Consider the following 20,781-nt stretch of genomic DNA (forward strand, 5'->3'; position numbering starts at 1 on the left):
TTCATGGCGGCGTATCACTCCACCATGATCCGTCACCCGATGATCTTTGAAGACGGACCCTAGCTCTGTCCGTTGAGAGGCAACGGGCGTACAGGCGGAGCTGAGACGACAGGGCGCAGCGAGGGGCCCGCTCTGGTAGCCCGTTAGATTTCTGCATCTCAGTCGGAGTAGCGGGCCGGGGCCCGGCCGCCGAGCCGCCGGGGGCGTGTCCGGGGTGCTGCGCGCCCCGGACCGCGCGCTGCGCGCGCTCACGCCCGGGTGGGGCCGGGACGTCGGACGCTGCGCGCCCGACTGCGTGCTGCGCACGCTCGCCCCGCCCCCACCCTCGATCTGGTCGCGGAGAGGGGCTGGAAGTAACCAGTACTTCCGAGGGAGAGTCGGTGCTTCCGGTGCCCAGTCGCAAGCTCCCCGGCCCGAGCTGAATCCTGCTTGACCATCAGAAATCAAGGAACCACGTCCGGTGAGGATGTGGTTTGCAAGCGTCTCCGCGGTGAACCAGCGCCCGTTGGGCTGCCGGACGTATCCTTCCGGAAGTCGCGCCTCCAAATATACTCGCCGCTGTCGCTGGCTCTTGTGCACCGAATGGCTGAAAGGCCCCCGCTCCCTTCCTTGGCTGCGGGTGCATGTGAGGTGGTGGCGGCAGCAGTCGGTCCTTCCGTTGCTTGTCCACCAGACCCTCGGGTGACGTGAAAGTGGCACCCGATCGCTTCCCGTATGTCGCTTTCATGCGTCTTGTGACTCTATTGATTCGCGCACTATCTGCATATGCTCTTCACCGATCGCGGTCAGGTAGGCGCTAGGGGAGGGCGGCGATGGCGAGAGTATGCGGCACCGGCGCACTATTCCTTTGCTTTTCGTAAAGGGGATGCTTCAGTCGGCCCGGGCGCGTCCGTGTGACTGCGAGGTGAGGACCCGAGGGTTCGAGGGAGCGCTGCAGTGCGTGCGCCGGCACTGAAGCCTGCATCGCAGCACCTTTCGGGTTGGAACGGCGCGCTAGTAGCCAAAGGGGAGTGCCAGAATGTCGTTGAGATTCATGCGCACAACGTTGTCGGGTGTCTGTGCGGCTGTGGCTCTGACGCTGTCCATGCCAGGTTCCGCACATGCGGGCAGCGGCGATGACGCCAACCTTCACAGCATGGAGGCGTGTCAGGAGTGGCCCTCAAGCTCTGCCTTCAAGTTCCACATTTACTACAACTCCGGGATGAACGGCTCGTGGCGGAACATCGGCTATTCGGTCTGGGACTTCAACGCAGTCCGGCCGGGCGGGAGCGACCCCGGAGCGTACCCGCTCAAATTCTGCCAGATCGGTGCCAGCAGCCCGTGGCCCGGATCCGGGCAGAGAATCAAGAACAATGCGGCATCGGCCGAGAACGATCACTACAAGTACATGGCCAATGTGCATTACAACAGCGGCTACAAAGGCCCGGCGGACATCATGGGACCCGGCCAGAGCATTGCTCGATTCCGGAACGTCTACAACGAAAATGCATCGTTCGAGTGGACATCGTCCTGATATACGCGGCCGCGCCAGCAGGAGAGTGACATGAGTCAGCAGAAGAACAAGAAGATCACCTTAATCGCGGTCCCGGCGCTTGCCGCCGTGGCCGTCGGAGCTGTGGCACTCGCCGCGACATGGCCTGAGAGCCCTCGCGAGTCGCGTACTCCTGCCACCGCGCCGCAGCAGCCGGTTGCCAAAGCCACGGTGGGCGACCCCGACGATCCGGCCACCTGGAAGCTGCCCATCGAGGCCTACCTGCCGACCCAAGCGGAGCACCGGCTCGTATCCAGCAACCGGGATGAGACGATTGATGCTTGTATGGCTGACGCTGGCTACCCGGAGTGGACTCCGGCCCCCGATCTGCCAGCCATCGGAGGAAAGACACTGACCGACTGGCGCTACGGTATCCACGACGCCACGAAGGCAGCCGAGCGCGGGTACCACCCTGACGCCGAAGCGCAGAAGGCCTACGACGCGGCCATGGAAGAAGGCGCAGTCGACGAGTCGAACGCCGACGAGGGCTCGCTGCGCAACTGTGTGGCCCAGGCCGATGGCACTGTGCCAGCCCTCCCTGCCGACGACCTCGTGCAACAGATCGGCGGTGACGCCTTCCGCCAGGCCGAACGAGACCCCAAGGTCGTCGCTGCATTCGCTCAGTGGTCGTCGTGCATGAAAGACAAGGGCTACGACTACGTGAAGCCCATGGACGCCAACGACGATCCGCAGTTCAGCGACCCATCGACGGTCACTGACACGGAGATCGCCACAGCCAAGGCCGATGTCGCCTGCCGGGATAAGCACCAGGTCGAGAAGACGTGGTTCGACGCCGAAGCCAAGCTGCAGCAGACATCTATCGCTCAGCATGAGGACGAGCTGAACCAGGTGGCCGCCGGTACCAGGGCAGTCGTCGCAAAGGCGAAGGCAGCAGCGCGGTAGCCCCACCACAGCTACTTTCCAAGCTTGACTCATCCACAGCATGACGGCCCATGACGCTGGTAAGGCGTCATGGGCCTCCTGGAGCGGATTTCCGGCCGTGTACTTGCCGGGACCAGTAGAGCGTCAGCCATCGCCGACCGACGCCTCTGGCCGGAAGGCACTTTTGGAGAAGAATAGTTGAAAACTCGAAGATTCGCCTCTGCCGGGATCGCTGGCCTCGCGGCCACAGCGGTCCTGACCGGGCTCATACAGGCCACGCCAGCGTTCGCCGACTCCAGTGCTCCTGACACGAAGCCGGCACCGCGGCCGGCCGGCAGCCCGTCGCCCGACGCGCCGACGCGTGTGCCCAACCCCGGCAAGAAGCTCGGAAAGAGCTGGAACACCTCAATGGACCGGGCCGTGACCACAGCGGCAGACAACGACGGATTCAAGATCCTTGTCGCGGACAGCAAGGACGCCTACCAATGGCGCACCGCTGCCACACTGGCCGAGCCCGGTATGCCGGCCGACTCATGGATCGGCAACTCCTGTGTCATGGACCGGGATCACGTTGCGGTCGTCTACGCACCGCGGACATTCACTAACAAGCCAGACCTCATGCGGGGCGGAGCATTCACCGCAGTCGTCGACCTGAAGTCCGGCCAGGTGACAAAGCTCCCCTTCACCGGATCACTGGCCTACTTCGACCCCTCGTGCAACTCCGAAACCCGCACGGCCGCCTTCACCGCCTTCCGCGACACCAAGACCCGGCTCCTCACCGTCAACACCAGCGGCACGACGACCAGCGACACCTCTGTCACTGGTCAGGTGACCTCCGCCGTTCCCACCACGGACGGACTCGTCGCCGCCCACGGCCGCCGCCTGGTGCACGTTGACCCGGCAAGCAGCAGCCTCAAGAGGCTGGCTTCCACGAACGAGGTCCCGTTCGACATCCGCCCCACCAGCCAGGGCATCGCCTTCCTCGACCGCAAGGACACCACCGCTCACGCCAAAATATGGAAGCAGGGAAACAGGCCGTCACTGCTCGCGACGGGCAAGCTCGGCGACCTGGCCCTCCGACAGGGAACTGACGGCCAGGCATTCCTCACCGGAAACACCACAGACGCCAACCTTGCCGGCACGGGAGTGACCCGCCTGGACGTTCCGGCAGACACAGAGGTGTCCACCCACGGCCGACTGGCCGTCGGCCCCGTCCTCATGCCCGGGATACGCGCCGGCCTGGACAGGATCGGCAACGCGGGCAAGGGCTTCACCAAGGCAGAACCCACGCCGCGAGCCCGCACTACTGAAGACCCCACGCGGGACAGCGCCACCCCGCTGACCCTCACCAGTGTCGCAACCGCCACCGGTGAGAAGATCACCCAGGCGGTCACCGACACAACCAGCGACACGGGCAAGGGATTCTTATCACCCGCCCTGCGCACAGCCGCCGACACGGAGCAGGCATCCGGAAAGGCCGCACTGGCGGCCGACGACCGGGCGCACAACCCGGTGGACACCGACCGCTGGTGCTCCATCCCCCGCAACGACGTCAAGGCGCTCGCGCTCCAGCCGACCTCGAACCAGGTCGAATGGGCTGTCAACATGGCAATCCGCGGCGAGCTGCGCTCCCAGTGGATCACGCAGGGAGGCTGGCGCTCCCAGTTGGGACTGGGCACCGTCGACCCCCAGGGACTCTTTCCGGCCCCCGAGCTGAAGGGCGGCGGGCGCATCCCCGCCCAGGTGCTGCTCGGCGTACTCGCCCAGGAGTCGAACCTGTGGCAGGCCGAAGGCGGCGCCATCCCCGGCCAGATGGGCAACCCTCAAGCAGCGATCGCCGGCTTCTACGGCCACGAGGGAGAGACCTCCGAGGCGTACTGGCAGATCCGCTGGCACGAGTCCGACTGCGGCTACGGAGTCGGCCAGGTCACTGACGGCATGCGCCTCGCCGGCTACGAGAAGCCCGGCGAGACATCCCTGTCCCCGACCAAGCAGAAGGCCGTCGCCTTGGACTATGCGGTCAACATCGCCGCGTCCATGTACATCCTCGCGGACAAGTGGAACCAGGTACACACCCCTGGGCAGACCATCACCGTGAACAACGACGACCCGTCGAAGCCCGAGAACTGGTTCGCCGCGTTGTGGAACTACAACCTCGGCTTCAACGAGAACAAGGGTGACGGCAAGCCGTGGGGGCTGGGCTGGTACAACAACCCCGCGAACCCGTTCTACCCGCCCTCGCGGGACCCGTTCATGACCGATCCGCGGCACGCAGCGAAGCCCCAGAACTGGCCCTACCAGGAGAAAGTGATGGGCTGGGCCGCCTGGTCCATGGACACCGGCTACTCCTACGCCACCTCCGGACGGCAGGACTGGCCCGGCGAGTCAGGCTACGACTCCGCCGGCTTCCGGCCCGCCTGGTGGAACAACCCCGGACAGCGCGACAGGATCAAGCCGCCACTGGACGCCTTCTGCAACGCCACCAACAACTGCAACGCCGCCAACCCGCCGGACTGCCCCGACGCGAAGTGCTACGAAACGTACTGGTGGCGCGGCGCGAACGTAACTTGGAAGGCGAACTGCGACGCCGACTGCGGCCACGAAAACATCAAGTACGTCACGCTGCGCGCAGAACCCGGCCGCGGCACCCGACTGCAGTACGGCACACCGGAGTGCGGTGCAGCTCCCGCCGGAGCGCTGATCGTCGAGTCCATCCCTGACAACACTGCGACCTACAGCACCTGCGGAGACTCCGACACCGACGCCGGCCACTTTCAGTTCACCTTCCACCCCAACCCGGCGGCGACCGGGCCAGGGCTTGGCCAGTACGAGGCCAAGGGAGACCTGCACCAGATCGGCGGCGGGCAAGGCGGCCACTTCTGGTACACGCACACCCGCGACACCGCCCATCTCGGCGGTCCCGGCGGCCGCATGACCATCGACGGCACCTGGACCCTCGACCGCAACGTCGAGTGGACCCGCGTCTTCGCACACCAACCGGACACCGGCGCACACACTCAGCAGGCCCACTACGTGATCAAGGGAGTCGCCGGCGGCGACCGACACCGCTACGTCAACACCCATTTCAGCGCCAACACCTGGGTGGAACTCGGCGTCTACCGCTTCACCGGCACCCCGCAAGTGCAGCTGACCAACACCACCGCCGACGGCACCGCCGACGAAGACGTCGCCTGGGACGCCGTCGCCTTCCAGCCGCTGGCAGGCAAGCCCAAGCACATGGTCGTCGCCATGGGCGACTCCTACACCTCCGGCGAGGGAGCCGGAGCCTACTCACACGAATCCGACAGAGACCACGGCGAGAGCGACTGGAACGCCTGCCGGCGCAGCGACAACTCCTGGCCGCGCAAGGTGACACTCCCGGGTCAGACGAAGACCGTTGGTGCGCTTGCGGACAACTTCGACCCGGCGCTGGCCTTCCAGTTCATCGCATGCTCCGGAGCCAAAACGTGGCAGATGACCGAGGGAGACCCTAGCGCCTGGGGCCGGGACGGGAACTTCCACGAGAAGACCCAGATCGACTCGGGAGCGCTCAGCGAGGACACCACGCTGGTCATGCTGACCATCGGTGGAAATGACGCGCAATTCGACAACAAGATCCAAACCTGTGTCATGGAGGGGTGCCCGTCAGAAGCCTCGATGAAGGCAGACATCGACGCTGCTGTGACTGAGACTCGCACAGTGCTGGAACAGATCCACGCCCATGCGCCGAACGCGACAATTTCGCTCATGGGCTACCCGTTGCTCTTCAGCCGTACCCAGGCGTGCTCGACCTTGGTGAGTGCATCCCAGCGGATCATTCTGAACGACATGGCCAAGTACTTCGAGGACGAGCAGCGCGAGCTGGCACTCGCCATGAGCGCAGACAACGTGAGGTACCGGTCTCCGCAGTCGGCGTTCGAGGGAAAGCGCATCTGTGATTCGCCGGAAGGGATCAACGGAGTGGTGGCCGGACCGAACGGCGACGGCGACTTCCACCACGGGGACGACAACACGCAGCTCTGCTGGTGGTTCACTGGAGCCACCTGCCTCAGCCGAGAGAGCTACCACCCGAACCAGACGGGGACCAGCGCCTACGCGCAAGCCTTCATGACGGTGGGCCCGATGGCAGCCGGCACACGAGAAGACGAGTGAGTACGAGCATGTCTGATCACGGCACCGTGACGCGGAAGCTCCGCGTCACGGTGCCCTCCCCTGGATGCCTCACCGTCCTCCTGGCCCCCATCGTCGCAGTGCTGATCGCGTCCGTGGTCCTCATGGGCATGCACCACCGCCAGCAACGTGCGAACGAGCGCAACGAAGCAGACGCCCTCAACAGGACAGCCGCCCTAGCCGAGTCGTACGCCCGTGACGCGCTGGAGGTCTCGCCATACCCTCCCGGCAGGGAAGCAGCGCGCAGGATCGCAGAACAGCACGACGGCAGGCTTACCTCCTACGAGCGGTCGGGAGATCGGCTGGCCACCACTGTCCGCTTCTTCGGGGAGTACAAGGACACCAGCATGTTCGGCACGTCATACTCCAGGGCCTACCGCTGCTACTCCGTCCTGTTCCGAGAGGATGCCCACGGCGAGCCGCACGCTAAGACCAGCACCGTCAAGAACTGTGACGCCGTCTAATCCGGTTCATCCGACTGACCTGGTCACGCTGCAATGGACCGCGACAACCACCTGGGCCTCCAGCACCTCCACTACCACCAGGAACGGGTCTGCCAGCGGAAGGTAAAGGACGTGACAACAAGGCGCCCCCGATGGTGAGTGCCCGACGGCGCCGCAGCGACCAGCCGCACCCGACGCAGCCTCCGGCCTGGACATCGACCACGCGGGCCCGCGCGGAGGCATGGGACAGCGGCGCCTCCGCCTGGTCGGCGCTGGGCGCGACGGCCAGTCGCTTGGCGGTCACCGCGCGCTCGAACCGGTCGAAGTCCGATCAGGACCCGGCCGAGTGGCTGCCGCGGACGGTGGAAGTGTGCTGCCGGTACGTCGGGGAGTGGGCCGGTACGAAGCTCCGCTGAACCCTGTCGGCCGATGAGGCCGAGGTGGCGGTGCTGCGTGAGGTGGTCGTCGGCTGTCCGGACCAGGCGGTGACGCACGAGCCGGCTGCGTGACGAGCGGTGCGGCCCCGCTGCCTTCGGCGGCGGGGCCGTTGCCGTGCCGGAGCCATAGTTGCGGAAGGCCGGTAGGCGGGGCTGCGGCGGGCGGCGTGCTCGCGTCGGTGCCAGACTCGGTCTGGGGCCTTCGTTCTGTATCCCCCGAGCCAGGGCGGAGGCCCCCCGCATCGAGCCCCCGCACCGGGCCGGGGATGGGGGCGGGGGCGTTGGTGTTGGCAGGGGTGTGGTTGTGGAGAGGACAGCGCCCCCGGGCCTCACCCATTGCCTGTAGGGAAGATCGTTCGGCTGAAGCCCTGCAGTGCCTTTCACCGCATAGGCGACCGCCCTTCACAACCGCATACCTTCAGGTCAGCCCCGATCGGCACGTGCCAGTCGGGGCTGACTGGTCTCGGAGTGTGGCCGGGGCTGGTCAGGGTACGGGGCCCCGTCATGGGTGGAACACCCCCGCGTCGGCGGGGAGGACGTCCCGGCGGCTGTGAAGGAGAACATGTCCGCCGGAGCACCCCCACGGACGCGGGGGTACTCCGCGGGGTAAAGCGCCGACGGGTGCGCTGCTGCTGTCCTCCTCGCTTGCGGGCGCATCCGTCCCGCGACCTCCTTACGCCACCAGAAACCGGTGGCTATCCTGCAACCATGTCTGTCACCACGATGACCCTGCGCGTTCCGGACGACATCGCCCCCTCGATCCGGGCCGCCGCGTCCGAGGCCGGCCTGAGCGTGAACGCGTACGTCGTGCGCGCAGCCCGCCGTGCCGCCACCCTCGATGCCGCGAAGCAGCTGGCCACGCTCGGCCTCGGCGACGACCTGGCGGGCGAGGGCGACACCCTGTGAACCGTGGGGAAATCTGGTCGCTCCCTGACGGCCGCAACGTCCTGATCATCAGCCTGACCGGCCTGGAAGAGGCCTACGGCGCGGTCCTCGCGATCGTGCTGCACGACAGCGGCCGCTACCCCGACACCGCCATGTCCGTCGTCATCGGCGACCCTCTCCCGTGCACCGCCGTCGCCGTCAACATCGCACAGCTGCGCCTCGACCGGTTCGACGGCGCCAAGCTCCTCGGCCCCGTCGACGCCGCGGCCATGGCCCGCGTGGACGCCGCCCTGCGCGCCGTCCAGGACCTGTAACCACTCGCGCAGCCCCGGCCCTGCTCCCGCCTCGGCCGGGGCTCTCGCATGTCGGCAAGATCGGGGAAGTCCCTGACGAGATGCGGTGACGGTGCCTGAGCGACGGCAGGCCGGCCGCGCTGGCGCGCGCGGTAGGCCTCAAACCACAGCTGGTCTATCTCGTCGACATCCAGGCCGCACACATGCGCGAAAGCCCGGGCCACCTCCCGCTTGGGCATGACCGTGCCCGACGCAGCCCGCTGCAGTGTCGCGGCGCTGTAGGCGCGCGTCTGCTTCGCGAGCGAGTCGTAGGTCAGGCCGTGGAGCAACCGCCCCTGACGCAGAGCCGTGGCGAGCTTCCCCACCGGACTCAGAGGGTCCGGGATAGGCTTTTCCGGTCGCCCCACTGTCCCGCACCCCGCTTCCCATGACGCACGTAAAAACGATCCATGCCCAGTACTCCTTTATCCGTTGACCGCTCATGCGGCCTGGAGTCGGCCCCAACCGACTTTGCTGGAACGGCAGTTGGCGCTGCCGCTTTACGCGCACAGCATCCTGCCAGCTACGAACCACCCGCCGCGAGCATCCGCGGGTTGATGCATTTTCGGCCCGGGCAAAAAAGCAGACCAGCTACGGCATGTGACGTCGCGAATCAACGCTTGACCAGCGGGTTTACGGAGCGCGTATGTCAGGGGCCTCGCCTGAACGGCGGTCACATTTCATTTCGACTCACAGCTTCTTGCGCGGTAACCGTGCGCGATGACACGATCCTGCGTAGCTGCCGCCCCTAGCGCCGGCGACCCTGCCCATAGGCCCCAACCGCAGCTGAGCAGGGATTTTCCGTCGATCGCGTTGGCGCGCGAGACGACGCGCGAAAGAGTCGACCCTGAGACTGGTCGACTCTTTTCGCGTACCGCCCATCGCAAAACAGTTTGGTTTCCGATTGAGACCGAACACTTTCAGTAATGCACAGAAGGCGACCGGTCTACCCTGCGAACGGCGCACTTTGCAGTAGAGGCACCCAGCCAGAGCGGTATGGGCCGCCTCACCACTGCAGTCGACGACGAGACAGGCCTGGTGCTCCCCGGCGCGATGGACCCCAAGCGCGACACTCCCACCCCCACATGCGCCAGATGAACACCTCTGCCCCGCACGGCACCGAGGTAGGCGTGCAGCCCCTGTCCTGTCTGACCTGGCCTGTTCTCCCCTTCCTTGATCACCCCAGGTGCTGATCTGCTGACGCGTTGTCAGTGCCCGGTGTCAGCATGTCCTGGTGTGGGGGAAGTTGTGACGAGGGGGAGGCCTGCATGCCTCGAGTACGGTCGTACGTGCGCTCCGACGGAACACCGGTTCGCGCGCATTCACGGTGGGCGCCGGGCGCCCGACGGGAAACGATGATCTTCAGCGTGGTGGCCCTGGCCGTCATCGGCCTGGGCAACAGCAACATCTCCATCGGTGACGGGAAGACTCCGCGGCCACAGACCACGGTCGAGTACCCGATCCGCTTCGGGGACGCCCCCATGGCGCGGGCGCCGCAGCCGCGGCCCACGGTGTCGTACCCGATCCGGTGGGAGCGGTGACCCGCCGGCGGCCGCCCGCGCGTTCGGCGCACTCGGCGACCCACCCGCAGGCAGCAGCAACGCGACGCCCAGCTCCTCGCCTACGCCGCGGCGGCCGCGGCAGGCATCACGGCGGTGGTGATGGCCGTCAACTGGCTGCTCACCCACTGGTGGGTCCTCATCGTCCTCCTGGCCCTGGCCGGCCTCGTGGGCGCCGGCTGGCTATACCGCCGCCAGCAGCAAGCCCAGTGGGACGCGGTACGGGCGCAAGGACTGCGCTACGGTCTGCCGCAGCTGGACGCACTGCACCACTCCCGGTTCGAGGACGCGGTCCGCGAGCTGATGCACCGCGACGGCTGCCGGGACGCCCAGCGGGTCGGCGGCCGCGGGGACCTCGGCGCCGACGTGAAGGCCACCGACCCCTACGGGCGGCGCTGGGTGATCCAGTGCAAGCACCGCCGCAACGGCGCCCAGGGCTCACCGGTGGGCACACCCGACCTCCAGGTCCTCAACGGCACCGCCCGCCAGGTCCACGGCGCCGACGTGGCGGTCCTCGTCACGAACGGCCGGGTGACCGGCCCGGCGGTCACGTTCGCCAAGCAGCAGCGGTTGCACGTCGTCGACCGACAGACCCTCGCCGTCTGGGCCTCCGGCTCACGCCCCCTGTGGGAACTCCTGCGGGCGGTACCGCCTCCGCGCCGCCCGACCTCGTTGAGCTGACCTGTCACCTTGCCCAGCGGGCGCGGAATCTCCAGAGCAGCGGGATGAGGGCTGTCCGGAAGCGACCTGCAGGCTCCTCGACGCGGCGCAAGAGGCCGCTGGCTAGCCAGGGAGCGGTTCTTCTGTGAGGTATCGGCGCTGGGTGGGGAACACGATGACGTCGACATCAGTGGCGGCGTCGGTTGCAGCCTGTCTCCTTGATGGGGCGATCCACTGATCGGTGCCCCCTCGGCGCTTGCGGCATCTCACATGGAAGCCTGTCCACATGGATACATTCGCGGACCGACTCAACGGCGGGTGGAAGTGGTGGGAGGCCGCCATTGAAGAAGCGCAGGAGGGGCGCTGGGTCCGTGACGCCGTGGAACGGCAGGTCATCAAGGACATCGGCGCCGCCACCAACCCACTCCATGGCGGACGGATGGCCCCGTTCACCGAGGACTCGTGGCATGTACGCATCGGGAGGATCGCGAACTGGGCCGGGGTACTGCGGCTCGCGGCCCGATCAGGCGGATGGGTGCTCCGACCCATCGCCGGAGGGATCCCGCCAAACCCTGCTGGCATGGCCGAACTGCTGTCTGGCATCTACGCGGTCGGCGAGCAAGGAGAAATCTGGATGCGGCAGCTCCTGACAGGTGAACTGCCACCCGAAGACGAGATCGCGAAGGCTGAGGGCTTCCTCACCGGGCCTGGATCCGTCGAGGACCTTGAGCTCTTCTTCTACGACTGAAAAGCCGTCGCTTCGACGTCACCGACTCCTTCGCTACCTGGATGCGCTCATGAAGCCGAACACGGAGCACTGAGCCCGGCAGGTCCCCGCCCATTCCCGGCGACGCCCGGGGACCCGTCGGACTCGCCTGGCGCCTGCTCGGGAGAACCGAGCGGCAGACGCCCGCCCGCAGGAGGGGCGCCCGAGGGGCGCCCCTTCCCGCGAACCTGACGGCCAGTTCCGCACCGAGGGGACTGCGAGGCGCGGATTCCGGAGGGGAGTCAGCGAACGTTTCCCCCCGGTGACGGGAAGACTCCGCGACCGCAGTACCCGATCCGCTTCGACGACGTCCCTGCTGCGCGAGCGCCCCAGCGCGTCCCACGGTGTCGTACCCGATCCAGTGGGAGCAGTGACCCGCCGGCGGTCACCCGTGCGGCAGCCCAGGCGGCCCTTCCGCGCAGCAGCAGCGCGACGCCCAGCTCCTCGCCTACGCGGCGGCGGCCGCGGCTGGCGGCACGCTGGTAGTGACGGTCGTCAACTGGCTCCGCACCTACTGGTGGATTCCTCGTCGTCGCCCTGGTGCTCGCCGTGCCCGTCGAGTTCATCGGAGTGGCCGGCGCCCTTGCGGCCCGCTTCGTGGGAGCGGATTGGGCGCCGTCCGTACCGCGCGCCGGTCACTGACCGCCGCCCACACGATGGACGCCGGCCAGCCCCGAACTGACCGCCGATGCCGGGCCAGCCCTCGGGCCCCAGCCCAGGCGTCACGTCCGTCCTTACCGCCGCTGCGGCGAAGGAAGAGGACTCGCGTTTCTCCTGGTCAGAGGGGGCTCAATGCGACAAGTGAGCGTGGTGGAAAAAAAGTTGGCCTTGGGCATCCGGATTCGGGCCCCTCGGCGCGTGTAAGGGGGTGAGGGTGTCAACGCCCTCACCAACGAGTCGATGATGGGAGGCCGGTCTGTGACCTGGCTCGAGTGGATGGGAGCGGGTGGGATCTCGCTCCCGCTGATGTTCCTGGCGTACTACGCGCTGCGCCGTACCAAGAGCGCGGTGGAGATGTGCCTGAAGACGTACCTGCGGGCTCGCGCGGAGCGCGAGCAGCGCGCGACGATGATCGCGATGGCGGCGGCACTGCCGGAGGGCGGGGCCGCGGCCCGCTTCGAGGAAGGGCAGCCGGCCTGGCTGTTCTACAAGCACTCGGAGCAGGGCCAGGCGGCGATCGTCACGCGGGAGGCTGCGTGACCGAGGCCGACCGGGGCACGGACTTCGAGGCGTTCGTCCTCGAGACCAGCGCGGCGTTCGACCGCGTCGCCCGGGCCGAGGCAGGTGGCGACCTGCACAGCGCCGAAGATGCTGTGCAGGTCGCGTACATGCGCATGTTCACGTCGTGGGAAAAGATCGTGGCGCGGCCCGGTGACCGGGCCGCCTACGGTCGTACTGCGGTCAGGAACGCGGTCATCGACCAGTTCCGGCGTAACCGGCGCATCATCCCTGCACCGCTGCAGGAACTGCCCGAACAGGAATCCCGGATCGGTATTCCCGATGCCGCCTACGAAATGATCAAAGAGGGTATCGATGAACTAGTCGCAAAACTTCCCGACCGGCAGCGGCAGGTCATCACCTTGTGTGTTCTCCAGGACATCAGTCCTGAAGACGCCGGGAAGCGCCTGCGCCTTAAGGAGGAGTCGGTGAAGAGCTACATCCGTATGGCCGTCAAGAACTTGAAGAAGTACGTCAACGAGACCGGCGAGGAGGGAACCGCGTGAGCACCTGGGACCAGGAACACCAGCAGAGCGCCATCCGGCTCCTCGCGGTGTGGGCCCTGCTCGAACGCTCTGAGCAGGCTCTTTCTGAGAGTCCTCGGACACCCGAGGACTCGGTACAGGCGGAGGGGGGCCAGCCTGCCGGCTGGCCCCCGGCCCCCGCCCCCTGCCCAGACGACCGAGAGCACACTGAAGCCAAGAGCGAACTCGTACTCCTGCTAGCACGCGAGTGCACGCACAAAACCACCGCACAAGAAACACGCCGGATCGCGGAACTCTTGGATTACCTGGACCGCGACGAACAGGCATTGCGCTGGTGGCAATGGGCAGCAGAACGAGGCGACGAAGACGCGCGGGACTATCTTGAGCTCCTACATGCCGAAAGGCAGGAACAAGAGAACTCGTCAGTCGATGCTCCAGTGTCTTCGGAACTGGACAGTGCAGCACTGTATGTGTGGAAAGCCAGTGGAACAAACGCTGGATCACACACATTCGCAGCTGTGCAACTTGCGCTGAGCGCTGCAGCAAACCCAGAGCTGAGCGAAGACGCAAAGCAACTGGTGAGAGAAATCGAGGAGTACTTGCAGCACCCTGATCGCATGACAGACGGAAGGCGACGCTAATGCGTAACACTCCTCTGCCATGCCCAAAGGAAACCGGAGACGCGCTATAGGCGGACCCATCATGAGTGCCTCACGCTGGGGCACAACGACTCGTTGAGACAGCGGCCCGCCACCGGCGGGCCGCTGTCGCATTCCCGGCACCGTAAAACGACTCACGCATCCAGCAGAGACCGGCTCACGAACATGAGCCGCCACAACGCTCGAACCCCGTCGACGTCGTCTCGCGGAAGGAGACCGAGGCCGCGGGGACCCTGGCCGGGGACACCCGCGCGCAGGCGCAACTCCTGCCAGCGGCACCCCACTCCCTCGTCCTCCCTCCCGCCGTACTTCCCGACCACACGCCCGACCATGGGCGGCGGTACCCCGACCACAGGCCCGACCACGGCAGGTCAACGCCCTGATGGCGGCACCGTCATGTCGGTGCCGGCCCCGCCTACCTGGGTACTGGCCTGCGCGACGCCGAACACCGCGACCGCGCAGGCGACCAGAACGCCGGCGGTGGTCACCGTGACCGTGATCGGACCCTTCAGCGCCGGGCGGCGGTAGACGAGAACGCTGAGACTGCCGACGAACGCCAAGCCGACAGTGATGCCGATCAACAGGGTGAACAGAGCAAGCGTGGACACGTGGTCCCCCTAGGAATCAGGCACGCGGCGGATCCGCGGGCGATGGGTGGCGGAGCGTGGACTACCTTCACCCCGCGTCTCGGGGAGAGGGCTCAGACAGCGGGCGTCAGGTTCGCCGATGGAGAGGCAAGCGACGCAAGTCCGGCCTGACCCGCACCGATGCTCTGGATCTCGGCTGCTGTCGCGCCGATGATGTTCATCGGCTAGCCAGCGGCGCAGAGGGAGATGAGTGTGCCGCTGCAGGATGGTCGTGGCGCTTACCCAGCCGTTTGAGCTTGCGACGTACCCGTTCCCCGTAGACGTGCGGATCCTTTGCTCCGCTTTCCGCCGCAGCCTGAGTCCAAGTTACGCGCTGTGTTGCGTAGGTCATGGCTACAGCCCTCTCCGAAGGTGCCAGGTGGGCCAGTACGGCTTCGAGGCGAGGGTCCGCGACTTCGCTTCGCATGAGGTGATCTTCAGGGCGGCGGTGATCGGTGATGAGTTCTCGCAGGGATAGTCCGAGGGACACCGGGTGCTCGAGGAGACGCACTGGGCGGCCGCGGGCCTGTCGATGCCACAACGGTTGCAGGTACCGATGCTCCCGGTTGGTATGACGTGAGAGTAGCTCCATGATCTCGGGATCCTTGCTCAGCCGTTGGCCGAGGACATCAACCCAGTCACCTAGAAGAGCCATTTCGACGGCTGCCCGCCACTGTTCCGCGTTGCTGATACCGAGCCAGGTCTGAGAGAACTGATCCACAGCTGCCCAGTCGCCCTCGATGGCGCTGTTGCGGGCCGCCAGTGCAGCCATGACAGCCTCGCGGGCGACGGGAGCTTGCATGCCGCCGAGCTGCTCGGCGAACATGCGCAAGATTGCGGCGATGAAGTTCACTGGAGAGTGGCGGGCGTCGGTGGTCTCCAGCCTGTCGTCTTTCGTGTGCATCAGAGCGAACATGACATCGCGGGCGAAACGGCTGTCGATCGTCTCGTCGACGTCCACAGCGTTGTCAGGCAGCCCTCGGTCTCTCCATGTCCGTGCCGTCTCGTACAGGTGGCTGACGAGGGCCGTACTGGAGGGCTTCTCCGCTGAACTACGCACGGATGTCCGCCAGCGTTCGGCCATCCGATACAGCCGTTCGAATACCTTGGAGGCCGCAGGCCGCGCCTGCACCAGCCAGGTCTCGCCGTACAGGGGGGCCGGTGGGGTGTGCACCGCGTGGAGAGCCTCGTGCACGTCCTTGAAGCGGCGGGACCGTTTTCTGCCCGGGCAGCGTGTGGGCTCATCGCGGGGGCAGTCAGGACACAGGTAGCGAAGGTAGGCGTTTCTGTCCAGCAATTGTTCCTGCGCATAGCGGATGAGCTGGATCGTCTGCAGAGCATGCGTTACGGCACAAGGTGTACGGATCTCGGGCGGCGGGCCGATGTGCGCGGGCAGGCGGGCAGCGCGGTTCTGAGTCCTGATCAGCAACTCGAGGACCCAGTCTTCTAGCGAAGAGTGAAGCGCGTCGAGTGTTGTTGTGCCGCCACGGTCGTCGTCATCAAGGTTCGAGTAGCACATCAGGGCCATGCGATGCTCCGCTCAGTGAGAATTGAAGTTGCTACTCCTAAGGCCCGGGTTGAGTACAGAACAGCAATTACCTCTCAAGACTTTCAGTGATCTGCATCACACCTGAGTTGGTCGTGCCGCCTCACGCTGTGATGCGTCCTCGGGCTTTTGGGGATGAGGCTGGCGAGGAGGTGGTGGGTGGTGGGGTGGGTGGTGTGGATGTGGGTGGTGTGGGTGCCGCGGGTGAGGAGGACGCGGTAGGTGTTCAGGGCGTAGGGGAGGTACTGGTTGGGGGTGAGGCCGCGGAGGGTGGCGTCGTGGCTTTCGCCGGGGTGGGCTTCCCAGTGGTCGTTTTCCCAGGTGAGGTCGGGTCCGATGAGGGTGCCGGCGGTGTGGTATTCGAGGCCTTGGGCGGTGTAGATGCAGCCGATCTGCTGGTGGCCGCCGGTGTGGCTGGCCCAGAGCTGGCTGTGCGGGGCGAGGGGCTGGCCGTTGTCGGGGTGGGTGAGCGCGGTCGCGGCGTTCCAGGCCGCTTTCCAGGTCCGGGCAGGGGTGTCCGGACCGGCGGGGATGTCGATGGTGATGTCGAGGGGGAGGGTGGTGGCGCCGCGGGGCCGGTTGCGGGTCCAGGGCCAGCAGAACCCGGCTGTGGTGCGTGCGGTGTGCCCGCGCGCGGTGGCGTGTTCGATGTTCTGCTGGAGCTGGAAGGGGTCGTCGGCCAGTCGCAGGTCGTAGCCGCTATGCCCTCTCCAGGGCTGGGGCGTGCCGTACAGGAGGGCGTCGACCCAGGCGGTGTAGGCGGCTGAGCCGCTGCACCTGAAGGACCCGGTGAGTTCCAGGTGCTGGTGGGCGCGGCCCATGGCGCGGGCGGCGTTGCGGATCTCTGGAACGGTGGTGCCTTCGTCGGGGCGGATGATCTGGCGTTCGTCGAGGAAGATGACGGCGAGCGGGACGTGCTCGAGGACAGCGGCCAGGTCCGGGGGCAGCCCGCGGGTGCTGCCTCGTTTGATGCGCTGGGCTTCGTCGATGACGAGCGCGCTTGTGTGGCGGGCGGTGCTGCGCAGGGAGCCGGCGGAGGGGAACAGTTCGCGGGCCGCGCTGTGGCCGCGGACGGCGTCCAGGAGGTGGGCGCGCAGGGTGCCGGACGGGGTGATGAAACGCGGCCGGGTGTGGGGGTGCTGGCGCATGAGGTAGCCGAGCAGCCGCACGGCGAGCGCGGTCTTGCCGCTGCCCGGACCACCGCTCACGGTGATGACGGCCCCCTCACGCCCGCCGCCGCTGTCCGCGGCCGGGGTCCCGCCGTGGCCGGCGGGCAGGTGGCGGCCAGCGGCGTGGCGGATGGCCACGAAGGCGTCCTGCTGGTCGCCGACCAGGGCGAAGGCACGATGGCCGTCCAGGACGGCACCGACATGGTCGAGGAGCCGGCTGGAGGGCTGCCACCTGATCTCCTCGAACACCGCGACCTGCCCGGCGTCCGGCGCCGACAGGTCCCCGCACCGCAGCCACCGAGCCAGGACCCCGGCAGGCTGGGACAGTTCCTGCCCGGTCAGCACCGGAACACCGAGGGTGTCCGCGCCCGCACCAGCCGACAGCACCGCTCCCTCACTGGCGGTGGCGTTGTGCAGCACCACCACCGCCCGCACGTCCAGCACCGGGGCGCTCGCGGGCCGCCAGTGCGTGAAGAAGCTGCGGTAGGCCGCGACCTGATGGACCGGATGAGCCGTCACCACCCCATCGCTGCGCATCACCCGCTCCGCATCCAGGACGCGGCAGCTCTGCCACTGCTTCAGCTCGACCACCACCAGCCCGAGCCCGCCACCGGGCGCGGCACCCACCAGCAGCGCGTCCAGACGCCGCCCGCCGCCCGGCGTCGCGTACTCCAGATACACCTGCAGGTCCTTCAGCCCGGCACGCTCCAGCGCCGCGAACAACGGCGGCCAACTCCTGCGCCAGCTGCGTTCCTCCGCGGCGCCCGGCGTTCCGAAGCCGGCCCCACGGTACCGGTCCGCGCACCGGGCGAAGAAGGACGCGTCGTCGAGGCGGGCGGCGAGTTCGCCGACCCGGCCCGCCGCCACGCACGCGACTGCCCCGGCCGCCACGGGCTCCCCGCCCACCGGAGCCCGCACAGCTCTTGCGGCGTCGCGGAGTTCCTGCACCTCGCCGACGACGGCCGTGCGCGGACGCGGAACCTGCTCGGACATGCTCTTCCCCCCTGCCCCGGCTGTCTCGGCGACCGCTGTGCGAGCCCGCCGGCCCTCGCCGGTCCATCCCTCTTGACCGTTGTGCTGCCTCAACAACCCTCTCACCTGGCCGAGTTATCCCGCACACCAGCTCACCCGCCCACCCGAAGGCCAAAACTGAAAAACTATCGACCACTCGATAGTGCCATGCTTATGATGCCCTGCATGAAGAGTTCGACGTTCGTCATGGTCCACGTCGGCCAGAGCACCGAGTCCCAGCGCAACCTCGAGCACGGCATCGAGACCCTCTCCTGGGGCTTCCCGGAGAAGAAACCCGAATACGACAACGCACGACCGAAGTTCGCCGTCCTGGCCACCGGAGCCTCACCCCGTGTCCAGCTCGAGGACTGGCTGCAGAACACCGCCACCCTCTACCTCTTCCAGGTCCGCGGCGGCTTCTACGAAGGCACGGCCTGGCACTGGCCCGACGAGGAAGCCGAACGACGCCTGAAGTACCCCCAGCGCTTCGGCATCGAACCGCTCGCCAAACTCGACAACGTCCCCCTCGGCCCCGAAGGCCCGCTCACCGAAGCCGGCAGCGACGCCATCCGCCGCTCAGGCACCGACCGCGGCATGGGCAAACTCGTCCAGATGCCGGCCCAGCCCCTGCTGGAGCTCGCCGGCATCCCCTTCGACACCGACGATCCCGAAGAAGTGCCCCTGGACCAGTCCCCCGGCTTCACCGCCGAACAGGTCGAGGGCAAGAAGAAGCCCCAGCGGCGCCGCCGCGGCGCCGGCTACATCTCCGACCCGAAGAAGCGCAAAGCCATCGAGGAACACGCCGAGCAGCGCGCCACCGCCCACTACGAGAAGCGGGGCTGGACGGTCGAGAAGCTCGGCAAGCCCTACGACCTGCGTTGCACCCGCGGCACCGAGGAACGCCACGTCGAGGTCAAGGGCACCACGGGGGCCGCCACCAGCGTTGAACTGACTATCAACGAGGTCCTGCACGCCAGGGACAAGGACAACACCGTCGACCTCTACGTCGTCAGCGACATCAAGGTCGACACCGCCACCGATCCCTACACCGCGAGCGGCGGCACTGTCTGGCACTACCCAGACTGGGAGCCGGCCGAAGAGGACCTCCGGCCCCGCAAGTACGAGTACCGCCTCCCCAGCCTCACCTCCTGAGTGCACAGACTCCGGCCGCAGGAAGCGAGTCGATGGGCTGACGCCCGGTCACCTGTCCTGCGGCCGGAGAACCACATTGTGCCACTCGCCCCCATGTCCCCACCCCCGCGTCCCCAGCCCCTGCGTGCAAGGAAACGTAAATTGGTTGTGCCCCCGGGGAGGATTTGCTTAACTGATTCCAGAAGCACAAGGACCCTCCATCGAGGGCTCTGTCAGAGGGGCCTGATAGACTGTCATAGACAGCAAGCAGAAGGGCATCGAGGAGCCTTTCAAGCCCCTCCTTGAGGGGACCTGACGGGTCGACAGAAGCCCCATTCTCGTGTTACCATATAAAGAGAACGGGCGAGACGTACCACCAAGCCAAGCGTTACACGAACCATAGCTACACCTGTTTTTGCGCCGGAGGCCACCACCCTCCGGCATAGTTTTGCCCAAAAACAACTACTATGAGTAAATAAAGGAGCACCATAAGTAATGACAGTCAGAATAAGGAAGGCCAGCTCAGCAAGGAGGAGCAGCAGAAGAAGCGCAGCCGGCCCAGATACACGGCGAGAGAACTGCTCAGGAAGGGTCTTACTGGCATAGCCCTTCTCAATAGGTTCATCACTGTTATTGAATATATCCTCGACTATCTAGGCTGACCACTTCCCAACTTGACGAAGCCCCGTGAAGCCCACGAGGCCTATTTTTTTACCCTAAAACAAGTTGGGCAGACGCTAACGCTACAGATAAGCACCAGAGGCAAGCGGAACGTAACTCACTCGCAGCCTCATAACTCTACGAAGGAGGTAGGCATCAGCGCATTCCGTAGTGGGTCATTACCGAATATCGAAGGAGACAGCAGACCCGCTAGGGCGTACTGCTCCGGGGTAGGAGCTGGTTCCAGAGTTTGTCTGGTGCTTCACTTTGAAGCACAGGGGCGGCCGACTTCTGCCGAAGCTGCGTGGACCATCACCTGATGCAGGGCCAGCGTCACCCTCCCCTCGCTGCCCGGGCCGCAGGCCCGTTGACGGCACCGCGCAGCGGGGCCGGCCTTCGGGGCGCGATGCGCCCCGAGTGGTCGTAGCGCAGCGCAGGCCACCGCTCCGGGAGCGCAGCGGACGGAGCGTCACCGGCCCGGCGCAGCCGGGCCGGTGGGCTGCTCGCGCAGCGAGCAGCAGCGCTCACGCGGAGCGGGAGCGCAACCCCCGCGCGCAGCGCGGGGGTTCGCTGCCTCCGGGCGCAGCCCGGAGGGCCCCCGCTCCGCGGGG

General features: G+C 66.7%; 17 protein-coding genes and 1 pseudogene. 14 read left to right on the forward strand and 4 right to left on the reverse strand.

What is annotated here, in order from left to right:
• Positions 1–1,066: 1,066 nt before the first annotated feature.
• The 7 genes from IE142_RS33965 to IE142_RS33995 all read left to right on the forward strand — a co-directional run bounded on the left by IE142_RS33965 (position 1,067) and on the right by IE142_RS33995 (position 8,662).
• Entirely contained in the window at positions 1,067–1,513 is a 447-nt protein-coding gene (locus tag IE142_RS33965) for a hypothetical protein (RefSeq protein WP_191889304.1), read from the forward strand.
• Positions 1,514–1,543: 30 nt separating this feature from the next.
• Complete coding sequence (locus IE142_RS33970; protein WP_191889305.1) at positions 1,544–2,434, forward strand: hypothetical protein; 891 nt, start codon at positions 1,544–1,546, stop codon at positions 2,432–2,434.
• 399 nt (positions 2,435–2,833) lie between these two features.
• Entirely contained in the window at positions 2,834–6,565 is a 3,732-nt protein-coding gene (locus IE142_RS33975; RefSeq protein WP_229831162.1) for a GDSL-type esterase/lipase family protein, read from the forward strand.
• Positions 6,566–6,573: 8 nt separating this feature from the next.
• Positions 6,574–7,047 carry a hypothetical protein gene (locus tag IE142_RS33980; protein ID WP_191889306.1) on the forward strand — a complete coding sequence of 158 codons (474 nt, stop codon included), beginning with the start codon at positions 6,574–6,576 and terminating at the stop codon, positions 7,045–7,047.
• 131 nt (positions 7,048–7,178) lie between these two features.
• Positions 7,179–7,442, forward strand: a complete 264-nt coding sequence (locus IE142_RS33985) for a hypothetical protein (RefSeq protein WP_191889307.1) — start codon at positions 7,179–7,181, stop codon at positions 7,440–7,442.
• Positions 7,443–8,171: 729 nt separating this feature from the next.
• Positions 8,172–8,369 (forward strand): toxin-antitoxin system HicB family antitoxin, encoded by a 198-nt coding sequence (locus IE142_RS33990; protein WP_229831164.1) that lies wholly within the window; start codon positions 8,172–8,174, stop codon positions 8,367–8,369.
• Entirely contained in the window at positions 8,366–8,662 is a 297-nt protein-coding gene (locus tag IE142_RS33995) for a hypothetical protein (RefSeq protein ID WP_030979366.1), read from the forward strand. Before IE142_RS33990 ends, IE142_RS33995 begins: the two co-directional genes overlap by 4 nt.
• A 158-nt stretch (positions 8,663–8,820) precedes the next feature.
• On the opposite strand, the pseudogene IE142_RS37725 reads toward IE142_RS33995, so the two are convergent.
• Positions 8,821–9,048, reverse strand: a pseudogene (locus tag IE142_RS37725) (helix-turn-helix domain-containing protein); the annotation flags it as partial.
• 987 nt (positions 9,049–10,035) lie between these two features.
• Here IE142_RS37725 and IE142_RS34000 point away from each other — a divergent pair.
• The 6 genes from IE142_RS34000 (at position 10,036) to IE142_RS34025 (ending at position 14,009) form a co-directional block, all read left to right on the forward strand.
• Positions 10,036–10,221, forward strand: a complete 186-nt coding sequence (locus IE142_RS34000; RefSeq protein ID WP_229831166.1) for a hypothetical protein — start codon at positions 10,036–10,038, stop codon at positions 10,219–10,221.
• Between the two features lie 120 nt (positions 10,222–10,341).
• Entirely contained in the window at positions 10,342–10,920 is a 579-nt protein-coding gene (locus IE142_RS34005; protein ID WP_191889309.1) for a restriction endonuclease, read from the forward strand.
• A gap of 265 nt (positions 10,921–11,185) precedes the next feature.
• Positions 11,186–11,647, forward strand: a complete 462-nt coding sequence (locus IE142_RS34010) for a hypothetical protein (protein ID WP_191889310.1) — start codon at positions 11,186–11,188, stop codon at positions 11,645–11,647.
• A 936-nt stretch (positions 11,648–12,583) separates the two neighbouring features.
• Positions 12,584–12,865, forward strand: a complete 282-nt coding sequence (locus tag IE142_RS34015) for a hypothetical protein (protein WP_031022494.1) — start codon at positions 12,584–12,586, stop codon at positions 12,863–12,865.
• Complete coding sequence (locus tag IE142_RS34020) at positions 12,862–13,389, forward strand: RNA polymerase sigma factor (protein WP_031022497.1); 528 nt, start codon at positions 12,862–12,864, stop codon at positions 13,387–13,389. Before IE142_RS34015 ends, IE142_RS34020 begins: the two co-directional genes overlap by 4 nt.
• A complete protein-coding gene (locus IE142_RS34025; RefSeq protein ID WP_191889311.1) occupies positions 13,386–14,009 on the forward strand; it encodes a hypothetical protein in 624 nt (207 codons plus the stop codon). The genes IE142_RS34020 and IE142_RS34025 overlap by 4 nt, the downstream gene beginning before the upstream one ends.
• A 389-nt stretch (positions 14,010–14,398) precedes the next feature.
• Here the strand turns inward: IE142_RS34025 and IE142_RS34030 are convergent, their stop codons facing one another.
• From IE142_RS34030 to IE142_RS34040, 3 genes are all read right to left on the reverse strand, one after another.
• Complete coding sequence (locus tag IE142_RS34030; RefSeq protein WP_191889312.1) at positions 14,399–14,635, reverse strand: hypothetical protein; 237 nt, start codon at positions 14,633–14,635, stop codon at positions 14,399–14,401.
• Positions 14,636–14,831: 196 nt separating this feature from the next.
• Positions 14,832–16,181 carry a hypothetical protein gene (locus tag IE142_RS34035; protein WP_191889313.1) on the reverse strand — a complete coding sequence of 450 codons (1,350 nt, stop codon included), beginning with the start codon at positions 16,179–16,181 and terminating at the stop codon, positions 14,832–14,834.
• A gap of 83 nt (positions 16,182–16,264) precedes the next feature.
• Complete coding sequence (locus IE142_RS34040) at positions 16,265–18,361, reverse strand: DNA/RNA helicase domain-containing protein (protein ID WP_191889314.1); 2,097 nt, start codon at positions 18,359–18,361, stop codon at positions 16,265–16,267.
• Between the two features lie 204 nt (positions 18,362–18,565).
• Between IE142_RS34040 and IE142_RS34045 the strand changes: the two genes are divergently transcribed.
• On the forward strand, positions 18,566–19,531 hold the full coding sequence (locus tag IE142_RS34045; protein ID WP_225619991.1) for a protein NO VEIN domain-containing protein: 966 nt from the start codon (positions 18,566–18,568) through the stop codon (positions 19,529–19,531).
• The last annotated feature ends 1,250 nt before the right edge of the window (positions 19,532–20,781 follow it).

Origin of the sequence: Streptomyces mutabilis (assembly GCF_014649815.1) — a bacterium.
Lineage (GTDB): Bacteria > Actinomycetota > Actinomycetes > Streptomycetales > Streptomycetaceae > Streptomyces > Streptomyces mutabilis.

What these genes read in the sequence shown, in the direction of transcription:
- IE142_RS33990 (WP_229831164.1), top strand. Translation starts at nt 8,172, where the DNA reads ATGTCTGTCACCACGATGACCCTGCGCGTTCCGGACGACATCGCCCCC.
- IE142_RS34040 (WP_191889314.1), bottom strand. Translation starts at nt 18,361, where the DNA reads ATGTCCGAGCAGGTTCCGCGTCCGCGCACGGCCGTCGTCGGCGAGGTG.
- IE142_RS34010 (WP_191889310.1), top strand. Translation starts at nt 11,186, where the DNA reads ATGGATACATTCGCGGACCGACTCAACGGCGGGTGGAAGTGGTGGGAG.
- IE142_RS34045 (WP_225619991.1), top strand. Translation starts at nt 18,566, where the DNA reads ATGAAGAGTTCGACGTTCGTCATGGTCCACGTCGGCCAGAGCACCGAG.
- IE142_RS33985 (WP_191889307.1), top strand. Translation starts at nt 7,179, where the DNA reads ATGGTGAGTGCCCGACGGCGCCGCAGCGACCAGCCGCACCCGACGCAG.
- IE142_RS34005 (WP_191889309.1), top strand. Translation starts at nt 10,342, where the DNA reads ATGGCCGTCAACTGGCTGCTCACCCACTGGTGGGTCCTCATCGTCCTC.
- IE142_RS34035 (WP_191889313.1), bottom strand. Translation starts at nt 16,181, where the DNA reads ATGGCCCTGATGTGCTACTCGAACCTTGATGACGACGACCGTGGCGGC.
- IE142_RS34000 (WP_229831166.1), top strand. Translation starts at nt 10,036, where the DNA reads ATGATCTTCAGCGTGGTGGCCCTGGCCGTCATCGGCCTGGGCAACAGC.
- IE142_RS33980 (WP_191889306.1), top strand. Translation starts at nt 6,574, where the DNA reads ATGTCTGATCACGGCACCGTGACGCGGAAGCTCCGCGTCACGGTGCCC.
- IE142_RS33970 (WP_191889305.1), top strand. Translation starts at nt 1,544, where the DNA reads ATGAGTCAGCAGAAGAACAAGAAGATCACCTTAATCGCGGTCCCGGCG.